The following is a 17,826-nucleotide window of genomic DNA, read 5'->3' on the forward strand; positions in this document are numbered from 1 at the left end:
TGCCTCCGCGGCTCAGCAGTGAGAGCCCTCGCCTAACTCCAACCATCTCGATGCCGACGGCCCGCCTGAGTCCGCTCCTCACCTTTCTCGTCGCCACGATCATCCGCATCCTCATCCGCGGCCCAGAAGTCGGCCGCCCCCGGCTGCGGACGCTCCCAGAACCCGCTGTCCTCCATCGATCTCGGCGACGGCGGCAGGTAGTCATCCCAACGTTCCTCCAGCCGTACGGCAGGAGCGACCGCTGGAGCGGCGGGCTCGGGAACGTCCGTGACCGCCGAACTCGGCAGAGCGATCTGGAGCGGCGCCTGCTGCGCGCCCCACTCCTTCTGCCGCCCCTGAACGCCACCTGAATCGTCGCCATCGGCAACGTGCGGCAGCGGACCACCCGCCCCGCTCCGACGACCACCGGCCCCGCTCCGACGCGTCCAATCAGGCGTGACCGCCCCTCCGCCCATCCGATCAGCCACCACCTGATCAGAGGCGAGCACCTCCTCGCGCTCCCGATCAGACCTGGGCACCTCCCCGCGCTCCCGATCAGACCCGGGCACATCCCTCCGCCCTCGATCAGGTCTGGGCACTTCCCCCTGCCCTCGATCCGACGTGGACGCCTCCCCACGCCTCCGGTCTGAGGGGGACACCTCCCGCCGCCGAGGAGCAGCACCGTAGGGCGGCTTGGCAGTAGCAGCACGCAGTGGAAGCTCCACAGACAAGGCGGAGGCGCGCGGAGCAGAGGATGCGAGAGGACTGGTCGGCGACGACTCGACGGCGGAAGCCGGCAACAGCGGCTCAGCACCACCAGCGTCCATCCCCGCCTCCGACCGCCGCCCCCGTGCTTCGGACAGCGACCGCCCCTCGCCATCCGACTGCTTACTCGGAGTGTCGAGTGAGCGCTCAGCGTCCATTCCGGGAACCTGCTGAGGCCGGGAGGGCTGTTCGGGAAGCCGGGTCTTGGCGACGGCCAGGATGACGGCGGGCCGACGGGGTGCGGCCGTGGTGTGCGGAGTGCCGGTCTCCGGCTGCCTGACATGTAACCCGGGATTCGTGTTGTGTGCCTGCGCCGCTCCCGTGGGCGCGTCCGTGTCAGGTGCCGGTGTGAGGCGCGCGGAACCGCTGGAGCCGGTCGCGAGCGCGCGCCGCCTGGCCCAGGCGCCCGCGTGCGCGCCGAGCAGCAGCAGGAGGATCCCTCCCGCCACGTAGAGGCCGTACTGGCCGATGTTCCCGATCGGCGACTCGCTCGACTGGGCCTTCACGCCATCGCTCTGCACGGGAGCCTCGTCGGCGCCGTCTTTCGTATCGGCCGGGACCAGACCGTCGTTCTCGCCCTGGTCGACAGCGGAGGGGATGGGAAGGTTGCCGCTCGGGTCGGCGTCCGGAATGTCGGGCAGCTTCGTGGTCGTCGGCTTACGGGTGGGTGTGGTCGGCTTGCGCGAGGGAATCGCCTGCTTCTTGGCGGGCAGCGTCGGCAACGCATCGACGCCCCGGGCGTCTCTGTTCTTCGGCGCCTGCGCGCTGTCGGTGGCCTTCCTGGTCGGCTGGGCCGCCGGTGGGGCGGGGAAGGTGACGTACGCGGCCGCCGAATCGCCCGACCCGATCGAACCGCCGTCGCCGTCCCCTCTGAACGCCTTGACGGAGAACCCCACCTTCTGGCCCGCCGCCTTGGACGGCACGGCAAGCACCGCCTTGCACGAGGAACCCGCGCAGGCACTGTCGGCGGACAGCCGCCCCACGACACCGGACTGCGTGTTGGAGACCTCGTACGACTGCAGGTCGGGCTCTGATCCCTTGTTCCAGGTGACGAGAACCTTGTCGGTGCCCTGCCTGCTCGCGTTCACGCCTCCTGGCGCTTCGGCCGGCCGCCGCAACTTGAACGTGGTGCTCGCGTACCTGCTTCCGGTGATCTCCCCCTTGAGGGTCACAGTGAAGGTCCCGTTGGGGGCATCGCCCGCGTCGAAGGTGCCGGACAGCGTCTGGTTGGCCCCACCTGAGGCGACCTTCTGGCTGGGCGTGGAAGGTCCGTCCACGTACAGCCCCATCCTCAACTGCATGAGCCCCGTACGCGCGGAGACCACCACCGACGAACTCGAGATCACCTCCCCATCGGAGGGTGACGTGATCTGCCCAGAGGAGCCAACCCGTCCGGAGAGCCCGACCTGTTCAGAAAGCCCGACCCGTTCGGAAATCCCGGCCTGCCCGGAGAAGCCGGCCTGTCCGGCGAAGCCGACCTGTGCCGTCATCGCCGACGCCTGGGCACTACCGCCGAGCGCGATGGATCCGGCCACGATCATCCCTGCGGCTACAACTCTGCCGACTACCGACACGACGCTTCCCTCCATCGAGAGCCTCGCGCCGCCTGAGCACCCTCGGGGCATTCACGCGACGACCGGAAGTGCTGTGCGCCCGGCCGATACGGTCACCGACCGTCCCAGGACCCGCACCCTAGCGACTGTGTTCCTGCTCTCCCAGGCTCCTTGACGCATACGGCATGGACCGAGGGTAAGCGGAACCTTACGGTAGATATCCAGCTCTTGGACACCACGTCTAAGAAGTCGTGACTTGATTGCGACCTTGCCCCTCAGACCTCAACCACCCCATAACGCCCACCTCCTCGAACCTCCCCCTCTTCCTGTCATTCAGCGCACAGCCGCCGCCCCATCTGAGGGCTGTCACCCATCCATGGACGGGCCTTCAGTTCGCGCTCTCTGGATGCACTCGGACACCTCGGCGGCCCGCATCCATGCGCACGAGTAGATCCGGCTCGCTGCAGATGCTCATGCCCGGCAGCAGGAACCCATCGCTTCATCAGTCGGGTGTCCATACCGTGGAGCCGGCACGGGACCTGCCTTGTACGGTGCGGGGGCCTAATAACGGCAGCGAGATGGGCAAGGCAGTCCAGACGTCGGCGATGTCGTCGGTTATCTCGCACTTCGTTAGCTCGACGTCGTTCTCCGCGGCCAGTTCGGAGGCCCTGCGGCAGGCTCCTTCTGGGTCGATCAGCGCCAGTTTGGCTGCTGCGAGGGCGCTGAGGTCGGCGGCGCTGCTGGCTCGGTGGTGGGCGACGCGTACGGAACCCACCGTGGCGAGTGCGGTAGCCGTCGCCATCAGGAGGCCCATGAGCGCCACACCCCACAGGGTGGCCGAGCCGCGGTCCTTGGGATTGATCGTTTACTCCTGGGGTTGGGCGAGGGAAGTTTCGGCGCCTGGGGCGGGGGCGGTGTGTTGTCACTGTTCGGTGGCTGCGGTGGCTGTGGCTGAGACGCGTACTGCAGGCAGGGATTCGCCCCAGGAAGGGCGTACTTCTACGGTGATCTCCACTTTGGTGAGCTCAGCGCCGCGAGTAATGGCTACTTGGGCGTTCGGGCGGGTGGCTGTTTGGGTGAAGGCGCGAACCTGATCCAGGGGTTCGCCTCTGGCTGCGGCGCGAGCCGCCATCCGGGCGGCGTCCACGCATTCGAGTTGGACTCCGACTGCTTGGATGGCCCACAGGGCTGCAGCCAGGACGACCATGAGGGCGGGCAGCATCGCGGCGGTCTCGGCCGTCACCGAGCCCCGCGATGCCGACCGCTTGCTGCTCTTGGAGGTCCGCGCGCGGCGCGGCGTCATTCCTGCCCGGTTTTGAGTGCTCGGTCGATGAGTGAGGTCAGCATTTCCTGGACTTCTGGGCTGCTCACGACCTTGAAGAGGAGAGCAGCGAAGGCACAGGCCGCGATGGTTCCGACCGCGTATTCAGCGGTGGACATGCCGTGCTCTCGGTGGGTGGCCGCGTAGTGGAGCCACTTGTTCATTCGCGGCCGGGAACTGTTGCTGATGCGGTGTCGCTTGCCGATCGAGGAAGAGGGGGGTGACTGGTCGGAGGTAGAAGTGGTCGGGGCGCTGGAGTCCCTTTGGCGGATGGCGAGGGCGCTTGTGGAGGGCTCGTGAGTGCGCCGATCCGCGGCGGTGCTGTGGCGTGGAGTGGTGGTCACTGGGGTGGTCGTGGCAGGGCCGGTGGTTACGGGGCCGGTGGTTACGGGGGTGGTGATTGCGGGGGTGGCGGTTGCGGGGGTGGCGGTTACGGGGGTGGCGGTTGCGACTGTGCGGCGGGGGTGCTGCCGGGGTGTGGAGAAGGTGACCACAGGGGCTGTCGGGCTTCCGGTGATCAGGGTGCGTGTTTGAGCGGGTGGTGTGGTGGTGCCGGCAGGCGATGTGGCGGCTGCGATGTCGTCTGGCGTCGTGGCGGGACTGTGCATCTTGCCTCCAGGGGTTGGAGCCGGGGTTTTGACCGGCGGGAGTTCAAAGGGTGGCGGAGGCGGGGTGGGGAGATGCGGGCCGAACGGCGTTCTGTGGATAAGGGTGACGGCCTGGTCGCTGCCTTGTGGATGGAGCATGAGGTTGAGCTCAGTCTCACGAGAACGCAGAGCGGACCTGCAGGGATGGAAACGTGTTGACGCACGGGGCGGCGCGGGCGTGGGAACACGGTGCTCGCAGAGGGCAAGGCGCACGGGATAGGGGCACGCGCAGGCGGAATCCGGGCGCGGCCATGAGGCCGGTCGCACGCCTGGGGCCAGGAGCACGCGCGCACGCCCTGCCCCCGCCACGCGATCAAGCACAGGCTGGTACGGCGGTGTACTTGGGCGCGGCGGGGACGGTCAGGCACAGCCCGGTGCGGTGGGGGCTCGGGCGCAGCGGGCGGGATCAAGCACAGGTCGGTACGGCGGTGGGCCCGGGGCGCGGCGGGGACGAGGGCGGCCGGGAGTCAGGGTGGCGCGGTGGTGTGCTCGGGGATGGTGGTGCGTAGGTTTCGTGATCACCGGGCGTGGGCGGGGTGGGGATTCGGAGAGCGTGGTTTGTGCCGGTGGGGGGCTCAGGGCATGGCGAAGGTTGAGGCTAGGCCTGCTATCACCGGGATGATGCCGAGGAGGACGAAGGCGGGGAGGAAGCACAGGCCCAGGGGGGCGACTGCCTTTACGCCGACGCTTCTTGCTGCGGCGACTGATGCGGCTCCGGATGATTCTCGGGCGTCGTCGGCCAAGCGTTTCAGGACGTCGGCTACGGGGGCGCCGCTCTGGGCTGCTCGGCTCATGGCTCTGGAGAGCTGGCCCATGGCGGGGTCTTTGGCGAGGGATGCCCAGGTTGGGTCGGGGTCGGCGCCCAGGCGTAGTTGGGTGCTCACCCATGCCAGGCGCTCGCCTACGGGGCCTCCTATCGCGTGGGCGGCGATTTCGGTGGCGGCGCTCACCGGTCTGCCCGCGTGTAGGCAGGCGGTCATCAGATCGGCGGCGAAGGGGAGGTCGGCGGCTATGCGGCGGTGGTCGAGATGGGGTTGCTGGAGTGCTCTTTTGTGGAGGAACAGGGCTGTTGCGGGGGTGATGAGGATGCCTGCCATGGCTCCTGGGATGCCGCCGATCAGGAGGAAAGAGAGCAGGCCTGCGGCGGTGGCGGTGAGTGTTGTTCTGCGGGTGACGCGGTTTGGGTGAGTGGGGGGATGAGGGGCTTGGGGGGATGTCAGGTCTGGACGTAGGCGGGTTAGGCGTTCTGTGGGGGTTCGGGGGGAGAGCCACAGCCAAGCCGATGTTGCGGCGCAGAGGGCGGAGAGGAGTTGGAGCATCGGTGGGTCCGATCGGGTCAGGATTGGGCTCGGGTGGCCATGCGGGTGGTCCACCACAGGCCGCAGACGTCCAGGGTGACGCCGGCCAGTAGGCACATGAGGCCGGGGATGGTGCCGAAGAGGAAGGACAGGGGGTGCATGTTCAGGGCTGCGGCCATGAGGAGGCCGAGGGCCGGGAGTGCGGCGAGCATGCGGGCAGTGGTGCGGGGGCCCGCTAGTTGGGCCGCTACGTCTTGGCGATGGGCGTGGGCGGCTCGTAACGTGTGCGCGACCCGGTCGATCAAGGAGGCCAGGCCTGCGCCTGCTGTGGTGCTGACCTCCCAGCAGGCTGCCAGGTGGCGCAGGCCCTCGCCTCCTTCTTGGGGGGCTGATGAGGTCAGGGCCGCTGAGACGTCACCGCCGTCCCGTGCGGCCGCGATGACCGGGCGCAGGAGGGCTGGGTCTGGGAGGTCGACTGCTGTGATGGCTCTGGTCAGGGCGTCGCTCGGGGTGCGGCCGGCGGAGAGCTCTGCTGCGAGGGACTGGCACAGCTCGATCGACGCGCGTCGCCAGGCCTCGGCGCGGCGGGCTGGGGTCGGCGTGGCTCTGGGGTGAGTGAGGAGTTTGAGCAGGGATTTCCATCGAGGGGTGGGGGCGGGTGAGGTCAGCAGGTTGTTCAGGCGGGTTGTGGCCGTGTTGGGGCCTGTCCACAGCCAGACGGCGCAGGCTGTGGACAACGCGGCTATGAGGATGCTGGTCATGGTCTGGTTTCGTCCGGGCTTGTGATGGCCTGCTTGTGATGGCCCAGCTGGCCTGTGGTTTTTTTGGGGGCGGTGGTTGGGCGGTGGTGAGGGTGGGTTTGCTAGGGGCGGGCTCGTTGGGCTAGGGCTTCGTAGCCGGGGCCGGGGTGGGTGCGACCTTGGGGGTCGAAGGTCAGAGCGGGGATCGACTCGACGAAGCCGGACGGTGTTCTGGAGAGGAGGCAGACTTCGGCGACGCGTCTTCGGCCGTCCGGGCGGCCTCGCGTCAGGTGGATGACCGCGTCGAGGGCCGCTGCCAGCTGACTGTGTACGGCCTCTCTCGTCAGGCCCGCCGCGCAGCCGAGTGCTTCCAGGCGTGGGGGGACGTCGGCCGCCGTGTTCGCGTGCAGGGTGCCGCAGCCGCCCTCGTGGCCCGTGTTCAGGGCGGCCAGGAGGTCGACTACTTCGGCTCCGCGTACTTCTCCGACTACCAGGCGATCGGGGCGCATTCTGAGTGCCTGGCGTACCAGGTCGCGCAGGCCCACTCCGCCGGCGCCCTCCAGGTTGGCCGGGCGGGTTTCCAGGCGGACCACGTGAGGGTGGAGGGGGCGGAGCTCGGCTGAGTCCTCCACCAGTAGGAGGCGGTCGCCCGGGTCGGCCAGGGAGAGGAGGGCTGACAGGAGGGTGGTCTTGCCCGTGCCTGTGCCGCCTGTGACGAGGAAGGCGAGTCTGGCGGTGACCATGGCGGTGAGCACGGGGATCGCGGGCGGGGCGATCATGCCTGCCGTGACGAGGTCCTGCAGGGTGAAGGCGCGGCGGGGTGGGAGGCGCAGGGAGACGCAGGTGCCGCCGGACGCGATCGGGGGAAGTACGGCGTGGAGGCGGACTCCGCCGGGGAGGCGGGCGTCCACGTACGGGGAGGCGTCGTCGAGGCGTCGGCCTGCGGCGGTCGCGAGGCGTTGGGCCAGTCTGCGGACGGATCCGTCGTCGGTGAAGGTGATCGAGGTGCGGCGTAGGCCGGTGCCGTCGTCGATCCAGACCTCGCGTGGGCCGTTGACCAGGACATCCGTTACGTCCGGGCGGGCCAGGAGTGGTTCGAGAGGGCCTGCGCCGATGAGGTCGGCGCAGAGGGCCCGGGCTATGGCGAGGATCTCCGCGTCGCCGTAGACGGACTTCTCGGCTCTCAGGGCCAGTGCTACTTGGGCGGCGGTGGGCTCGACGCCTGTTCTGGCCAGGCGGACGCGTACCGCCTCCACCAGCTCTGGGGAGACCGGCGCCGGCGGCGGGTCCGGGGAGAGGGCGGTTGGCGGTTCGGGGGCCGGTGTCCTCCGTGGTTGAGGCTGGTGAGCGGGTTTAGGGCTTGGGTGGGTGCGAGGGGATGGTGGGTCTTGGGCCAGCCGGGTTCGGGGTGGCTCGTTGGGGTGTGGGTTCTGGGGGCGGGGTGGGGTGGTGGGGTTCGGGATCATGTGGCTGGGAGGAGGTCTCGGAGCAGGGAGGTGCACAGGGCGCCTAGGACGGTGCGGGGGCCGAGTCTCGGGAGCTCGCCACGGTTGAGGGTGGCGGTGAGTCTGGGCTGGTCGGGGAGGGTGCCGGCGGAGGGGATGCCCAGGGCTGTCATGGCCGTGTCGGCGTCCAGGATGCCGGGGCGGAGGATCGCGCGGATGTCGGCCGTGTGGTCGCGCAGCTGGGAGAGGACCTGGACGGCGGAGAGGATGCCGCGCACGTCGGCCGTGGCCACCAACAGGGTGGAGCCGGCTCTGGTCAGGGCCTCTATGGCTGAGGGGTCGAGGTGTCTGGGGAGGTCCACGACCACCAGGTCGAAGCCGCGGGTGCCGGCTTCGAGTACCGAGCGCATGGCCTGGGGCGGGATCGCGTCGACCTCGCCTCTGTGGAAGGACAGGACTGCCAGGTCTCCGAACGCCGGGAGGGCCGCCTGCAACGCGCTGGAGTTGATCCGGCCTTCTCTGGCCACCAGATCTGCCCAGCGGGCGCCTGTCGCCTCCTCGTGGCCCAGCAAGGCGTCTATGCCTCCGCCCAGGGGGTCGGCGTCTACGAGGAGGGTGCGGAGGTGGTCGGTCGAGGCTCGGAGGGCCAGGCAGGCGGCGAGGACGCTCGCGCCGGCGCCGCCTCGGCCGCCTATCAGGCAGATCACGGCGCCTGAGCGGGGATCGGGGTCCATGGCGTCGGCGAATCTGTCCACCAGGTCGCGTTCGTCGTTGGGGAGGGTCATGACGGATCGGGCGCCTGCCGCAACGCATTTTCGCCAGGTGTCGGGGTCTTCGGGGTCGCGGGTTACGAGGAGGACCTGGTCTCGGGGTGGGGGTGAGGTGGCTGCGACGGGGTCTGCTTGGTCGGCGCCTATGGCGATGAGTGGGGCGAGGTTCCAGAACGGGCGGGCGTGGGTGGGGGTCTGGGCCACGTCCAGTTGGGCGCCGGCTGCGGCTGCTATGCGGACGAGGTCGTCGAGGAGGGCTGGGTCCTCGGTGATGGCCAAGGGGCGGTGCATGTTCGGCCTCCCTGTGGGATGTGGCTTGTGCGAGGCGGGGGGTGGGAGGCCGAGTTTGCTGGAGGTGGTGGTGAGGGGTTGAGCCGAATGGGGTTCTGGGGATGAGGGTGCGCTCGGGCGGGCGGACCTGTGGATGACGCCTCTTGTTGATGGGGTGGAAGGCTCGGGGCGCGGCGTAGGCGGCAAGGTGGGGCGCTGGGCGCACAGCGAGGTGCCGGGGAAGGCTTGCTGTGGTGCTTGGGGTGCGCGATGGCGCCAGGAGCGTGGTGCGTCAAGGCAGGAGCGGGGTGCCGGGCCGCCGGGGTGTGGGGGTGGTGAGTGGCCGGCCTGCGGGCGCAGAGGGTGACAGGCGGCAGGGTGTGATCGGGCTCAGGGCCTGGACGAGCCACGGCCGCGAGACGAGCAAGACCTAAGGGACCACCAGTGCCAGTGACAAGCCAGGGCCGGCATGGGCTGGATGGCCTGCTGGGGAAGGTGTGGGTGGCCCGGAAAAGGGGCGACCCCCGCCGGGGGGGAGAGCGGGGGTCGCCTGATCGGTCCGGCTCCGGGGGGGTAGAGCCGGTCCCGTTTCAGAAGAAAGCTTTCATCACTGGACCGGAGCCTGGCAAGGGACTTGCAAAGCAATCCCGTGCAAGGGCGCTCCAGTTTCGGGCGATACCACCGTATGCTGCCCGATCGACTCGAGTTTCGTCGAGCAGCAATCTCGCATTTTCGCCAAGTTTTTTCGCCACCCGATAACGATCACATAAAGCCGATCACAGAGAGTAATCATCACAGGTTGGTAACCGCCTGGACGAACCCGCCTGCCCCCATATGACGGAAGCGCCACCCCATGGTCGAGTAAAGGTCTTGGTCCGAGGGGTTCCCATCAGGGCGGATCCGTCGTAGAAAGGTGTCACGGACCTCTTGTCCGGGTGCATCAGCCGGGTACCCACGCGCGACCAGCCGCGGGAGGCGCGTCGTGACGGGCTTGACCCGCTCCGACGGATTGAGGTGCACGCTTGGTAACCCGGTGTGATGCACCGGCGGACGGCGTCTCTTGACTGAGACGCCGTCAGCTATGTCAGTCCTTCCGTCGGGTCAGCCCCGCTGCATGGCCTCACAGATCGCAGTCGTCTCGCGTACGCCGAGGGTTACCGCAGAGGCACAGTGTTGTACCCAGGTGGCGACGCCCTCCGGCGACCCCTCCAGGTACGCCCGCAACGCCTCCCCGTACGGCAGCTCCAGGTGCCCGGCCTCGACCACCACCAGCGACTTCGGGTCCAGCCCGTACTCCACGAGCGTCAGCCGCCCGGCCGAACGCGCCACGACCCCGTCGGCCGAACCGAACGGCCGCAACACCGCCAGCTCCGCGTGCACCACGGCGGCCAGCACGATCGCGGGCGCCTTCGTGGGCCGCTCCAGCAGCTCGAACAGGGCCTCCATACGGGCCGCGGTGTCGGCGGCGCCGGGAGCGGGGCCCAGGGCGAGCGGGTCAGGAGCCTCGCCCGCGGTCCGGGGGCGGCCCAGGGCCTCAGGTGAGGTGAGGCCGGCGGCGGCGACGGCGTGCAGCCGGGCGAGCACCTGCCTGGGCGCCTTCCGCCAGGTCGAGCCCAGCCTGCCCAGCTCCGCCGAGGCACGCAGCGCGCCCTGGACGAGCGGGTCGTGCACCGCGTCCCGGCGCAGGGCGTCCAGAGGTACGTCCACACCCTCGATGGCGGCCGACGCCCGCGCTCCGCGCAGGGACGACTCGGTGGACACCGCGGGGCTGGCCCGGCGCAGGACTCGGTGCCGGTAGAGCCTGTCGACGGCCTGCCGGGCCTCGTCCACCGCCTCGGGGACGCCGGGGAGCTGGGCGATGACGGCCAACGGGTCTGGGTCACTCACAGGACCCGACCTTACCTGTGCGTTCACGAGCCCCAGCCCGCGGCTACCGAGCTGACGCTTGGTGGGTTAGAGGTAGCGCACAGTGAGCACGAGCGTCAGGCATCCAACCCGACGCCCCCGAGGCACAGCCGCGCGCAGCCCCGCTCACGGCCGACCACGCCGATAAATCCGAACGCGAGGGGGACCCATAAACCCGCCCCCTTCCCCCGCCCGCGTATTTTCCCGATTTCAGGATGACAACATTTCAATAGCGTTTGTAATGCGCACCGATAACCCGCCCCCACTTCCCAGGACTCGGTACAGACCTGTCTAGACCTCTTGTGTACGACGGTCATGAGCTGGTGAAGTGGGACACGAACCTATCCAATCTGGCCATAGAAGGAGCACGAGGTGGCCCCGGAGACCGCTGGTAACGAGACCCAGGCGCTGTCCAACCTGCTGAAGGAGAACCGCCGGTTCGAACCGCCGGCTGACCTTGCGGCGGCCGCGAACGTGACCGAAGCCGCGTACGAGGAGGCCGCGGCGGACCGCCTGGCCTTCTGGGAGCGGGCCGCCGAGCGGCTGACCTGGGCCAAGCGGTGGGACACGACGCTCGAGTGGAAGGCGCCGTTCGCCAAGTGGTTCGTGGGCGGCGAGCTCAACGTCGCCTACAACTGCGTCGACCGCCACGTCGAGGAGGGGCGCGGCGACAAGGTCGCCTACCACTGGGAGGGCGAGCCCGAGGGCGACACCCGTACCCTCACCTACAACGACCTGAAGCGCGAGGTCGGCAAGGCCGCGAACGCCCTCCAGGAGCTGGGCGTGGGCAAGGGCGACCGGGTCGCGATCTACATGCCGATGATCCCCGAGCTGCCGATCGCGATGCTGGCCTGCGCCCGCATCGGGGCGATCCACTCGGTGGTGTTCGGCGGGTTCTCGGCCACCGCGCTGAAGAGCCGGATCGACGACGCCGACGCCAAGCTGGTCATCACGGCCGACGGCGGCTACCGCAGGGGCAAGCCCTCGGCGCTCAAGCCGACGGTGGACGAGGCCGTCGCCGAGTGCCCGCAGGTGGAGCACGTCCTCGTCGTACGCCGTACCGGACAGGACGTCGACACGAACGGCAAGGACGTCTGGTGGCACGACCTGGTGGAGCGCCAGAGCGACCAGCACACCGCCGAGCCGCACGGCGCCGAGGACCCGCTGTACATCCTCTACACCAGCGGCACCACCGGTAAGCCCAAGGGCATCCTGCACACCACCGGCGGCTACCTGACGCAGACGGCCTGGACCCACCACGCGGTCTTCGACCTCAAGCCCGAGACCGACATCTACTGGTGCACGGCCGACATCGGCTGGGTGACGGGCCACTCCTACATCGTGTACGGCCCCCTGGCCAACGGCGCCACCAGCGTCATCTACGAGGGCACCCCGGACACCCCGCACCGCGGCCGGTTCTGGGAGATCGTGCAGAAGTACAAGATCACGATCCTCTACACCGCCCCGACGGCGATCCGGACGTTCATGAAGTGGGGCGACGACATCCCCGCCAAGTACGACATGTCCAGCCTGCGCATCCTCGGCTCGGTCGGCGAGCCGATCAACCCCGAGGCGTACGTCTGGTACCGCGAGCACATCGGCGGCGAGCGCTGCCCGGTCGTGGACACCTGGTGGCAGACCGAGACCGGCGCCATCATGATCAGCCCACTGCCCGGCGTGACCGCGGCCAAGCCGGGCGCCGCCATGCGCCCGCTGCCCGGCATCGTCGCCGACGTGGTGGACGACCAGGGCAACGGCGTCCAGAACGGCGGGGGCGGCTTCCTCGCGGTGCGCGAGCCGTGGCCGTCCATGCTGCGCACGATCTGGGGCGACGACCAGCGCTACATCGACACCTACTGGAGCCGGTTCGAGGGCATGTACTTCCCTGGCGACGGCGCCAAGAAGGACGAGGACGGCGACCTGTGGCTGCTCGGCCGCGTGGACGACGTCATGCTGGTCTCCGGCCACAACATCTCCACCACCGAGGTGGAGAGCGCCCTGGTCAGCCACCCGAAGGTGGCCGAGGCGGCCGTGGTCGGCGCGACCGACCCGGTGACCGGCCAGGCCATCGTGTCGTTCGTGATCCTGCGCGGCACGGCGGAGGAGGGCGAGGACATCGCGGCCGAGCTGCGCAACCACGTGGCCAAGACGCTCGGCCCGATCGCCAAGCCGCGCCAGATCCTGGTGGTGCCCGAGCTGCCCAAGACCCGCTCGGGCAAGATCATGCGCCGCCTCCTGCGCGACGTGGCCGAGAACCGCAGCATCGGTGACGTCACCACGCTGGCCGACAGCACGGTGATGAACCTGATCTCGGAGAAGCTCCCCTCCGCCAAGTCGGAGGACTAGCAGCACCCCCATGAGGCCGCATGTCCCGGACAAATAGGGACATGCGGCCTCATATCGGTACGCTGTATCGCAAGGTGTGCCGGGAAGTCTGGTCGGCGAGTCAGAGCGACACGTGCGTGCGACGAGCATGCCGACCCGACCTAGGAGTGCCTTGCCTACCGAGAAGTGGCCCTTCCCCACCGGTGCCCGCTATGCCCGTGCCCTCGCCGAGGCCCTGCGCACGGAGACGATCGGCGGCATCATCATGCTGGCCGCCGCCGTCGCCGCCCTGCTCTGGGCGAACGTCTCCATCGACGGCTACGAGGCCATGCGCCACGCCCACATCGGTCCCATGGAGCTGTACCAGTGGGTCCAACACGGCCTGCTGACCATCTTCTTCTTCGTGGCGGGGCTGGAGGTGAAGGAGGAGTTCGTCCACGGCGAGCTGGCGAACCCGCGCAAGGCCGCCCTCCCGATCATCGCGTCCCTGGCGGGCATGGTCATGCCTGCGATCGTGTTCCTGCTGGTGAGCTGGGGGGCGGAGGACGCCGCCAGGGGGTGGGCGATCCCGACCGCCACCGACATCGCCTTCGCCCTGGCCGTGCTGGCCGTCACGGCGAGCGCGATGCCCGCGGCGCTGCGCGCCTTCCTGCTGACCTGCGCCGTCGTGGACGACCTGGGCGCCATCGCGGTCATCGCCGTCTTCTACACCGAGAACGTGAACGTCCCCATGCTGCTGCTCGGCGCCGCCCTCGTGGCCGCGTACGGGCTGCTCCAGCGCCGCCTGGTCACCAGCCCGTGGGTGCTCGTCCCGATCGCCCTGGCCGCCTGGTACGCGGTCGAGACCAGCGGCGTGCACGCCACCGTCGCGGGCGTCGCCCTCGGCCTGATGACCAGGGTCACCACGGCGGAGCACGAGCGACGCTCCCCCGCCGAGGCCGCCGATCACTACGTTCGCCCGATTTCCGCGGGTCTGGCCGTGCCCGCGTTCGCGTTCGTGTCGGCGGGGGTGAAACTCGATGGATCAAGCCTCGGCGCTATGTTGTCCGATCGGGTAGTTCTGGGAGTGATGGCGGGACTCGTGCTCGGTAAGTTCCTCGGCGTGTTCGGCGGTGCCTGGCTGTCAGTGCGGCTCGGCCTGGCGAGACTGTCCGAGGAGCTCCACTGGCGGGACATGGCGGCGGTGTCGTTGCTGGCCGGGATCGGGTTCACGGTGTCACTGCTGATCGGCGACCTGGCGTACGGCGGCGACCCGCAGCGCGCCGAGGCCGTCACCACCGGGATCCTCGCGGCCAGCGTCGTCGCGTCGGTCCTGGCGGCGGTGCTGCTCAACATACGGGTGCGCAAGCGTCGCGTTGCGCTGGATGATGTTTGACACGGCCACCAGGCCTCGATAGGAGACGTTCATGCCGCAGACTCCCGAGGAAGAATCCCTGGGCTCGCTGGTCGCCCAGGCGAGCAGTCACATCTCGTCCCTGATCCGCTCGGAGATCGAGCTGGCCAAGGCCGAGTTCAGGTTCGACGCCAAGCGGGTCGGCATGGCGGCCGGGTTGTTCGCCGCCGCCGCCTTCATGGCGCACCTGTGCCTGATCCTCGCCTCGTTCGCCATCGCGTACGCGCTGGCCCAGGTGATGCCCAACTGGCTCGCCTTCCTCATCGTGACCGTGGTCTACCTGCTGGCCGCGGGTCTGCTGGTGTTCATCGGGATCCGCCGGCTCAAGGGGCTGGCGGGGATGAAGCGGACGGCGCGTTCGATCAAGGATCTCAAGGAGATCGCCACGCCTGAGGAGCAGACGCTGCCGGCGCTCGATCGGGATCGCGAGCCGGTGACCCGAGATGGCGCCTGACGAGTCGGTCGTCCACATCGAGGGGCCCTGGACGCACCGCGCGGTGCACGCGGGCGGCACCCGCTTCCACGTCGTCGAGGCGGGCGAGGGGCCGCTGGTCCTGCTGCTGCACGGGTTCCCGCAGTTCTGGTGGACCTGGCGGCACCAGCTCGTGTCGCTGGCCGGGGCCGGTTACCGGGCCGTGGCGGCCGACCTGCGCGGCTACGGCGGCAGCGACAAGCCGCCGCGCGGCTACGACCTGCCCACGCTGGCCGCCGACGCGACCGGGCTGATCAGGGCGCTGGGCGAGACCGGGGCGATCGTGGTGGGCCACGACTGGGGCGGGCTGCTGGCCTGGACGATGGCCGTGCTCGACCCCAAGTGCGTGCGCCGGCTCGTGGCCGTGTCCGCCCCCCACCCGCTGCGGCTGCGCAACGCCCTGCTGACCGACCCCTTCGGGCAGCTCAAGGCCAGCCGCAGGACGTTCGGGTTCCAGCTCCCGCTGCTGCCCGAGCGCAGGCTCACCCGGCACGACGCGGCGATGGTGGGGCGGCTGCTGGAGGAGCGGGCGCGGCCGGGGTGGCCGGAGCCGGCGGAGTCGCGTACGTACCGGGAGGCGTTCCGGATCCCGACCGTGGCGCACTGCGCGCTGGAGTACCACCGCTGGTTCGGCCGCTCCCAGCTGCGGCCCGACGGACGGCGGTACGCCCGCGCCATGCGGACCGAGGTCGAGGCACCCACGCTGCACCTGCACGGGGCGCTCGACCCGAGCGTCCTGCCGCGTACGGCACAGGGTTCGAGCCGCTACGTGGCGGCACCCTATCGGTGGCGGCTGTTCGAGGGAGCCGGCCACTTCCCCCATGAGGAGATTCCCGACGTGTTCGACACCGAGCTGCTCGGCTGGCTGAACGATCCGGAGCCCGACCGATGAGAGACCGCGATCCCGAGGGCAGGCCGCGCAACGCCCGGCCGCGCGACGCCTACGGCCGGCCGCTGCCCTACGGGTCCACCGGGATGCCCAGGGTGCCCGACGACTACGCGCCCTCCACCGAGCAGGCGCTGGCCGACGGACGGCGGTTCCTGGAGGAGGGGCTGCCGTTCAACGCGCACGAGGTATTCGAGGGGCGGTGGAAGTGCGCTCCCGAGGAGGAGCGGGAGCTGTGGCAGGGGCTGGCGCAGATCTGCGTCGGGCTGACGCACCTGCAGCGGGGCAACGGGCGCGGGGCGGTGACGCTGTTCAGCAGGGGGGCGGCCAAGGCGCAGTCGTACGGCGGCGCGTACGACCCCGTCGGCAAGGCGGCCTCGTCGCTGACGCAGGAGAGCGACCCGGACGAGGCCATCGCCCTGATCCTGGCCAAGCTGCCAAGCTAGCCGCGAGTCCTGGCCAAGCTGCCGGGCTAGCCGAGCGCGGCGCGACCGGCGATCAGCGCCCGGGTGGCCGCCGCCGCCCGCCCGACCGCCGCCTCCAGAGCCTGCTCCCCCGTGCCGAACGTCCCCAGGTACAGCAGCCCCGCGTGCCCCTGCGCGGTGGCGATGACGGCCATCCCGAGCGCCTCGGCCGCCGCCGGGTCACCACCCGACAGGGCCGTCGCGGCGTCGTGGAAGGCCGCCTTCACCGGTCGCATGGCCCGGTCCAGCACCGGCTCCGCGGCCGGGGTGAGCGTGGCCAGCAGCGCCTCGAACAGGGCGCGGTGCCCGGCGGCGAAGCGCACGTACCCGCGCACGACCGCCACCAGCCGCTCCTCGGCGGAGTCGCCGCCGCGTTCGGCCGTCACGGCCGCGACCAGCAGCTCCCCCGTGCGCACCCCCACCTCGGCCAGCAGCTCGTCGCGGTCGGTGAAGTGCCGGTAGGGAGCGCTGACCGCGACGCCGAGCCGCCTGCTCGCCTCCGCCATCGAGAACCCCTGCACCCCCTGCTCGGCGATCAGCTCCATCGCTGTGTCGATGAGCGCGGCACGCAGGTCGCCGTGGTGGTAGCGGTCTCGTCTGGTCGTGGGCACCGCATCAGGTTAGCGACAGCTCGTTCAGCCTGCCGATCTCGCTCTCGGTGAGCCGGAAGTCCATGGCGGCCGCCGCCTCGGCCGCCTGGCGCGGCTTGGAGGCGCCGGGGATGGCCACGACCGTGTCGCCGTACCGGTTGATGACCCAGTTGATGGCCACCTGCGAGATCGTGACGCCGTACGCCTGGCCGATCGCGCGCAGCTCGTCGATGAGCGGCCTGGTACGGGCGAGCCCCTGGGCGCTCAGCTCGCGGCGGCCGAAGAACCTGCGCATCACCGGCGCCGACCTGGCCAGCGCGGGATCGTCGTGGAAGCGGCCGGTGAGCAGCCCGCCCTCCAGCGGCGAGTACGCGATCAGCGTGACGCCCAGCCGGCGGGCGGTGTCCAGGACGCCGTCGCGCTCGACGTTCCTGTGCACCAGGTTGATCCGCACCTGGTTCGAGGCCAGCGTGATGCCCTCGGCGGCGAGCACGCGGTGGGCGAGCTCCAGCTGGCGGGCGGAGAAGTTGCTCACCCCGACCGAGCGGATCCGGCCCGCCTTCAGCAGCCCCGCCATGGCCTTGAGCTGGGCCGGGATGCTCGACAGCGAGCCGGTGGGCATGTGGATCTGGTGCAGGTCCACGGGGAAGCCGCCGAGGTGGCGCAGGCGGTCGCCGATCGTCCTGGTGATGCTGGCCGCCGTACGGCCCAGCGGCGCCCACTTCGTGGCCACCGTCACCTCGCCGGGCGTGATGCCGCACGACTTCAGCGCCGTGGCCAGCATCCGCTCCGAGTGGCCGTTGCCGTACATCTCGGCCGTGTCGAACCAGTTGACGCCGCCGTCGAGCGCCGCCCGTACGACGGAGGTGGCCGTGTCCTGGCCAATGGGCCTGACCATCCAGCGTGTCACGTTCGCGGTGCCGGCGAACTGCATGCAACCCAGGCCGATGGGGGTGATCTCGATGCCGGTCTTCCCGAGCGTTCTGAGCATGTGATGTGCTTT

The 17,826-nt window shown here is 70.0% G+C and carries 16 protein-coding genes; 5 read left to right on the forward strand and 11 right to left on the reverse strand.

Translation table 11 applies throughout. The features are described from left to right. Positions 1-32 precede the first annotated feature (32 nt). The 9 genes from HD593_RS55920 to HD593_RS55960 form a co-directional block, all read right to left on the reverse strand. Positions 33-2,279 carry a hypothetical protein gene (locus HD593_RS55920; protein WP_185110931.1) on the reverse strand — a complete coding sequence of 749 codons (2,247 nt, stop codon included), beginning with the start codon at positions 2,277-2,279 and terminating at the stop codon, positions 33-35. A 520-nt stretch (positions 2,280-2,799) separates the two neighbouring features. Then, positions 2,800-3,159, reverse strand: a complete 360-nt coding sequence (locus HD593_RS55925; protein WP_312904479.1) for an Rv3654c family TadE-like protein — start codon at positions 3,157-3,159, stop codon at positions 2,800-2,802. Between the two features lie 60 nt (positions 3,160-3,219). Beyond that, positions 3,220-3,600: a TadE family type IV pilus minor pilin gene (locus tag HD593_RS64130; protein WP_185110933.1), complete on the reverse strand. Its 381-nt coding sequence runs from the start codon at positions 3,598-3,600 to the stop codon at positions 3,220-3,222. Beyond that, complete coding sequence (locus tag HD593_RS55935) at positions 3,597-3,782, reverse strand: DUF4244 domain-containing protein (RefSeq protein ID WP_185110934.1); 186 nt, start codon at positions 3,780-3,782, stop codon at positions 3,597-3,599. Before HD593_RS55935 ends, HD593_RS64130 begins: the two co-directional genes overlap by 4 nt. Positions 3,783-4,840: 1,058 nt before the next feature. Then, on the reverse strand, positions 4,841-5,362 hold the full coding sequence (locus HD593_RS55940; protein ID WP_246547265.1) for a type II secretion system F family protein: 522 nt from the start codon (positions 5,360-5,362) through the stop codon (positions 4,841-4,843). Between the two features lie 239 nt (positions 5,363-5,601). Next, on the reverse strand, positions 5,602-6,324 hold the full coding sequence (locus HD593_RS55945; protein ID WP_185110936.1) for a type II secretion system F family protein: 723 nt from the start codon (positions 6,322-6,324) through the stop codon (positions 5,602-5,604). Between the two features lie 101 nt (positions 6,325-6,425). Beyond that, entirely contained in the window at positions 6,426-7,562 is a 1,137-nt protein-coding gene (locus tag HD593_RS55950; protein WP_185112704.1) for a TadA family conjugal transfer-associated ATPase, read from the reverse strand. A gap of 203 nt (positions 7,563-7,765) precedes the next feature. Next, positions 7,766-8,809 carry a septum site-determining protein Ssd gene (ssd, locus tag HD593_RS55955; RefSeq protein ID WP_185110937.1) on the reverse strand — a complete coding sequence of 348 codons (1,044 nt, stop codon included), beginning with the start codon at positions 8,807-8,809 and terminating at the stop codon, positions 7,766-7,768. Positions 8,810-9,889: 1,080 nt separating this feature from the next. After that, entirely contained in the window at positions 9,890-10,675 is a 786-nt protein-coding gene (locus HD593_RS55960; protein ID WP_312904390.1) for a Fic family protein, read from the reverse strand. A 390-nt stretch (positions 10,676-11,065) separates the two neighbouring features. Between HD593_RS55960 and acs the strand changes: the two genes are divergently transcribed. From acs to HD593_RS55985, 5 genes are all read left to right on the forward strand, one after another. Beyond that, positions 11,066-13,039, forward strand: coding sequence for an acetate--CoA ligase (acs, locus tag HD593_RS55965; protein WP_185110938.1), 1,974 nt, complete (start codon positions 11,066-11,068; stop codon positions 13,037-13,039). Positions 13,040-13,190: 151 nt separating this feature from the next. Beyond that, on the forward strand, positions 13,191-14,393 hold the full coding sequence (gene nhaA / locus HD593_RS55970; protein WP_246547267.1) for a Na+/H+ antiporter NhaA: 1,203 nt from the start codon (positions 13,191-13,193) through the stop codon (positions 14,391-14,393). Between the two features lie 31 nt (positions 14,394-14,424). Continuing rightward, positions 14,425-14,865, forward strand: coding sequence for a phage holin family protein (locus HD593_RS55975; RefSeq protein WP_185110940.1), 441 nt, complete (start codon positions 14,425-14,427; stop codon positions 14,863-14,865). Continuing rightward, a complete protein-coding gene (locus HD593_RS55980; protein WP_185110941.1) occupies positions 14,855-15,775 on the forward strand; it encodes an alpha/beta fold hydrolase in 921 nt (306 codons plus the stop codon). Before HD593_RS55975 ends, HD593_RS55980 begins: the two co-directional genes overlap by 11 nt. Beyond that, entirely contained in the window at positions 15,772-16,215 is a 444-nt protein-coding gene (locus HD593_RS55985; protein ID WP_185110942.1) for a DUF309 domain-containing protein, read from the forward strand. The genes HD593_RS55980 and HD593_RS55985 overlap by 4 nt, the downstream gene beginning before the upstream one ends. A gap of 26 nt (positions 16,216-16,241) precedes the next feature. Here the strand turns inward: HD593_RS55985 and HD593_RS55990 are convergent, their stop codons facing one another. Continuing rightward, positions 16,242-16,844 carry a TetR/AcrR family transcriptional regulator gene (locus HD593_RS55990; protein ID WP_185110943.1) on the reverse strand — a complete coding sequence of 201 codons (603 nt, stop codon included), beginning with the start codon at positions 16,842-16,844 and terminating at the stop codon, positions 16,242-16,244. A 4-nt stretch (positions 16,845-16,848) separates the two neighbouring features. After that, positions 16,849-17,814, reverse strand: a complete 966-nt coding sequence (locus tag HD593_RS55995; protein ID WP_185110944.1) for an aldo/keto reductase — start codon at positions 17,812-17,814, stop codon at positions 16,849-16,851. Positions 17,815-17,826: the final 12 nt, after the last annotated feature.

Source organism: Nonomuraea rubra (assembly GCF_014207985.1).
Lineage (GTDB): Bacteria > Actinomycetota > Actinomycetes > Streptosporangiales > Streptosporangiaceae > Nonomuraea > Nonomuraea rubra.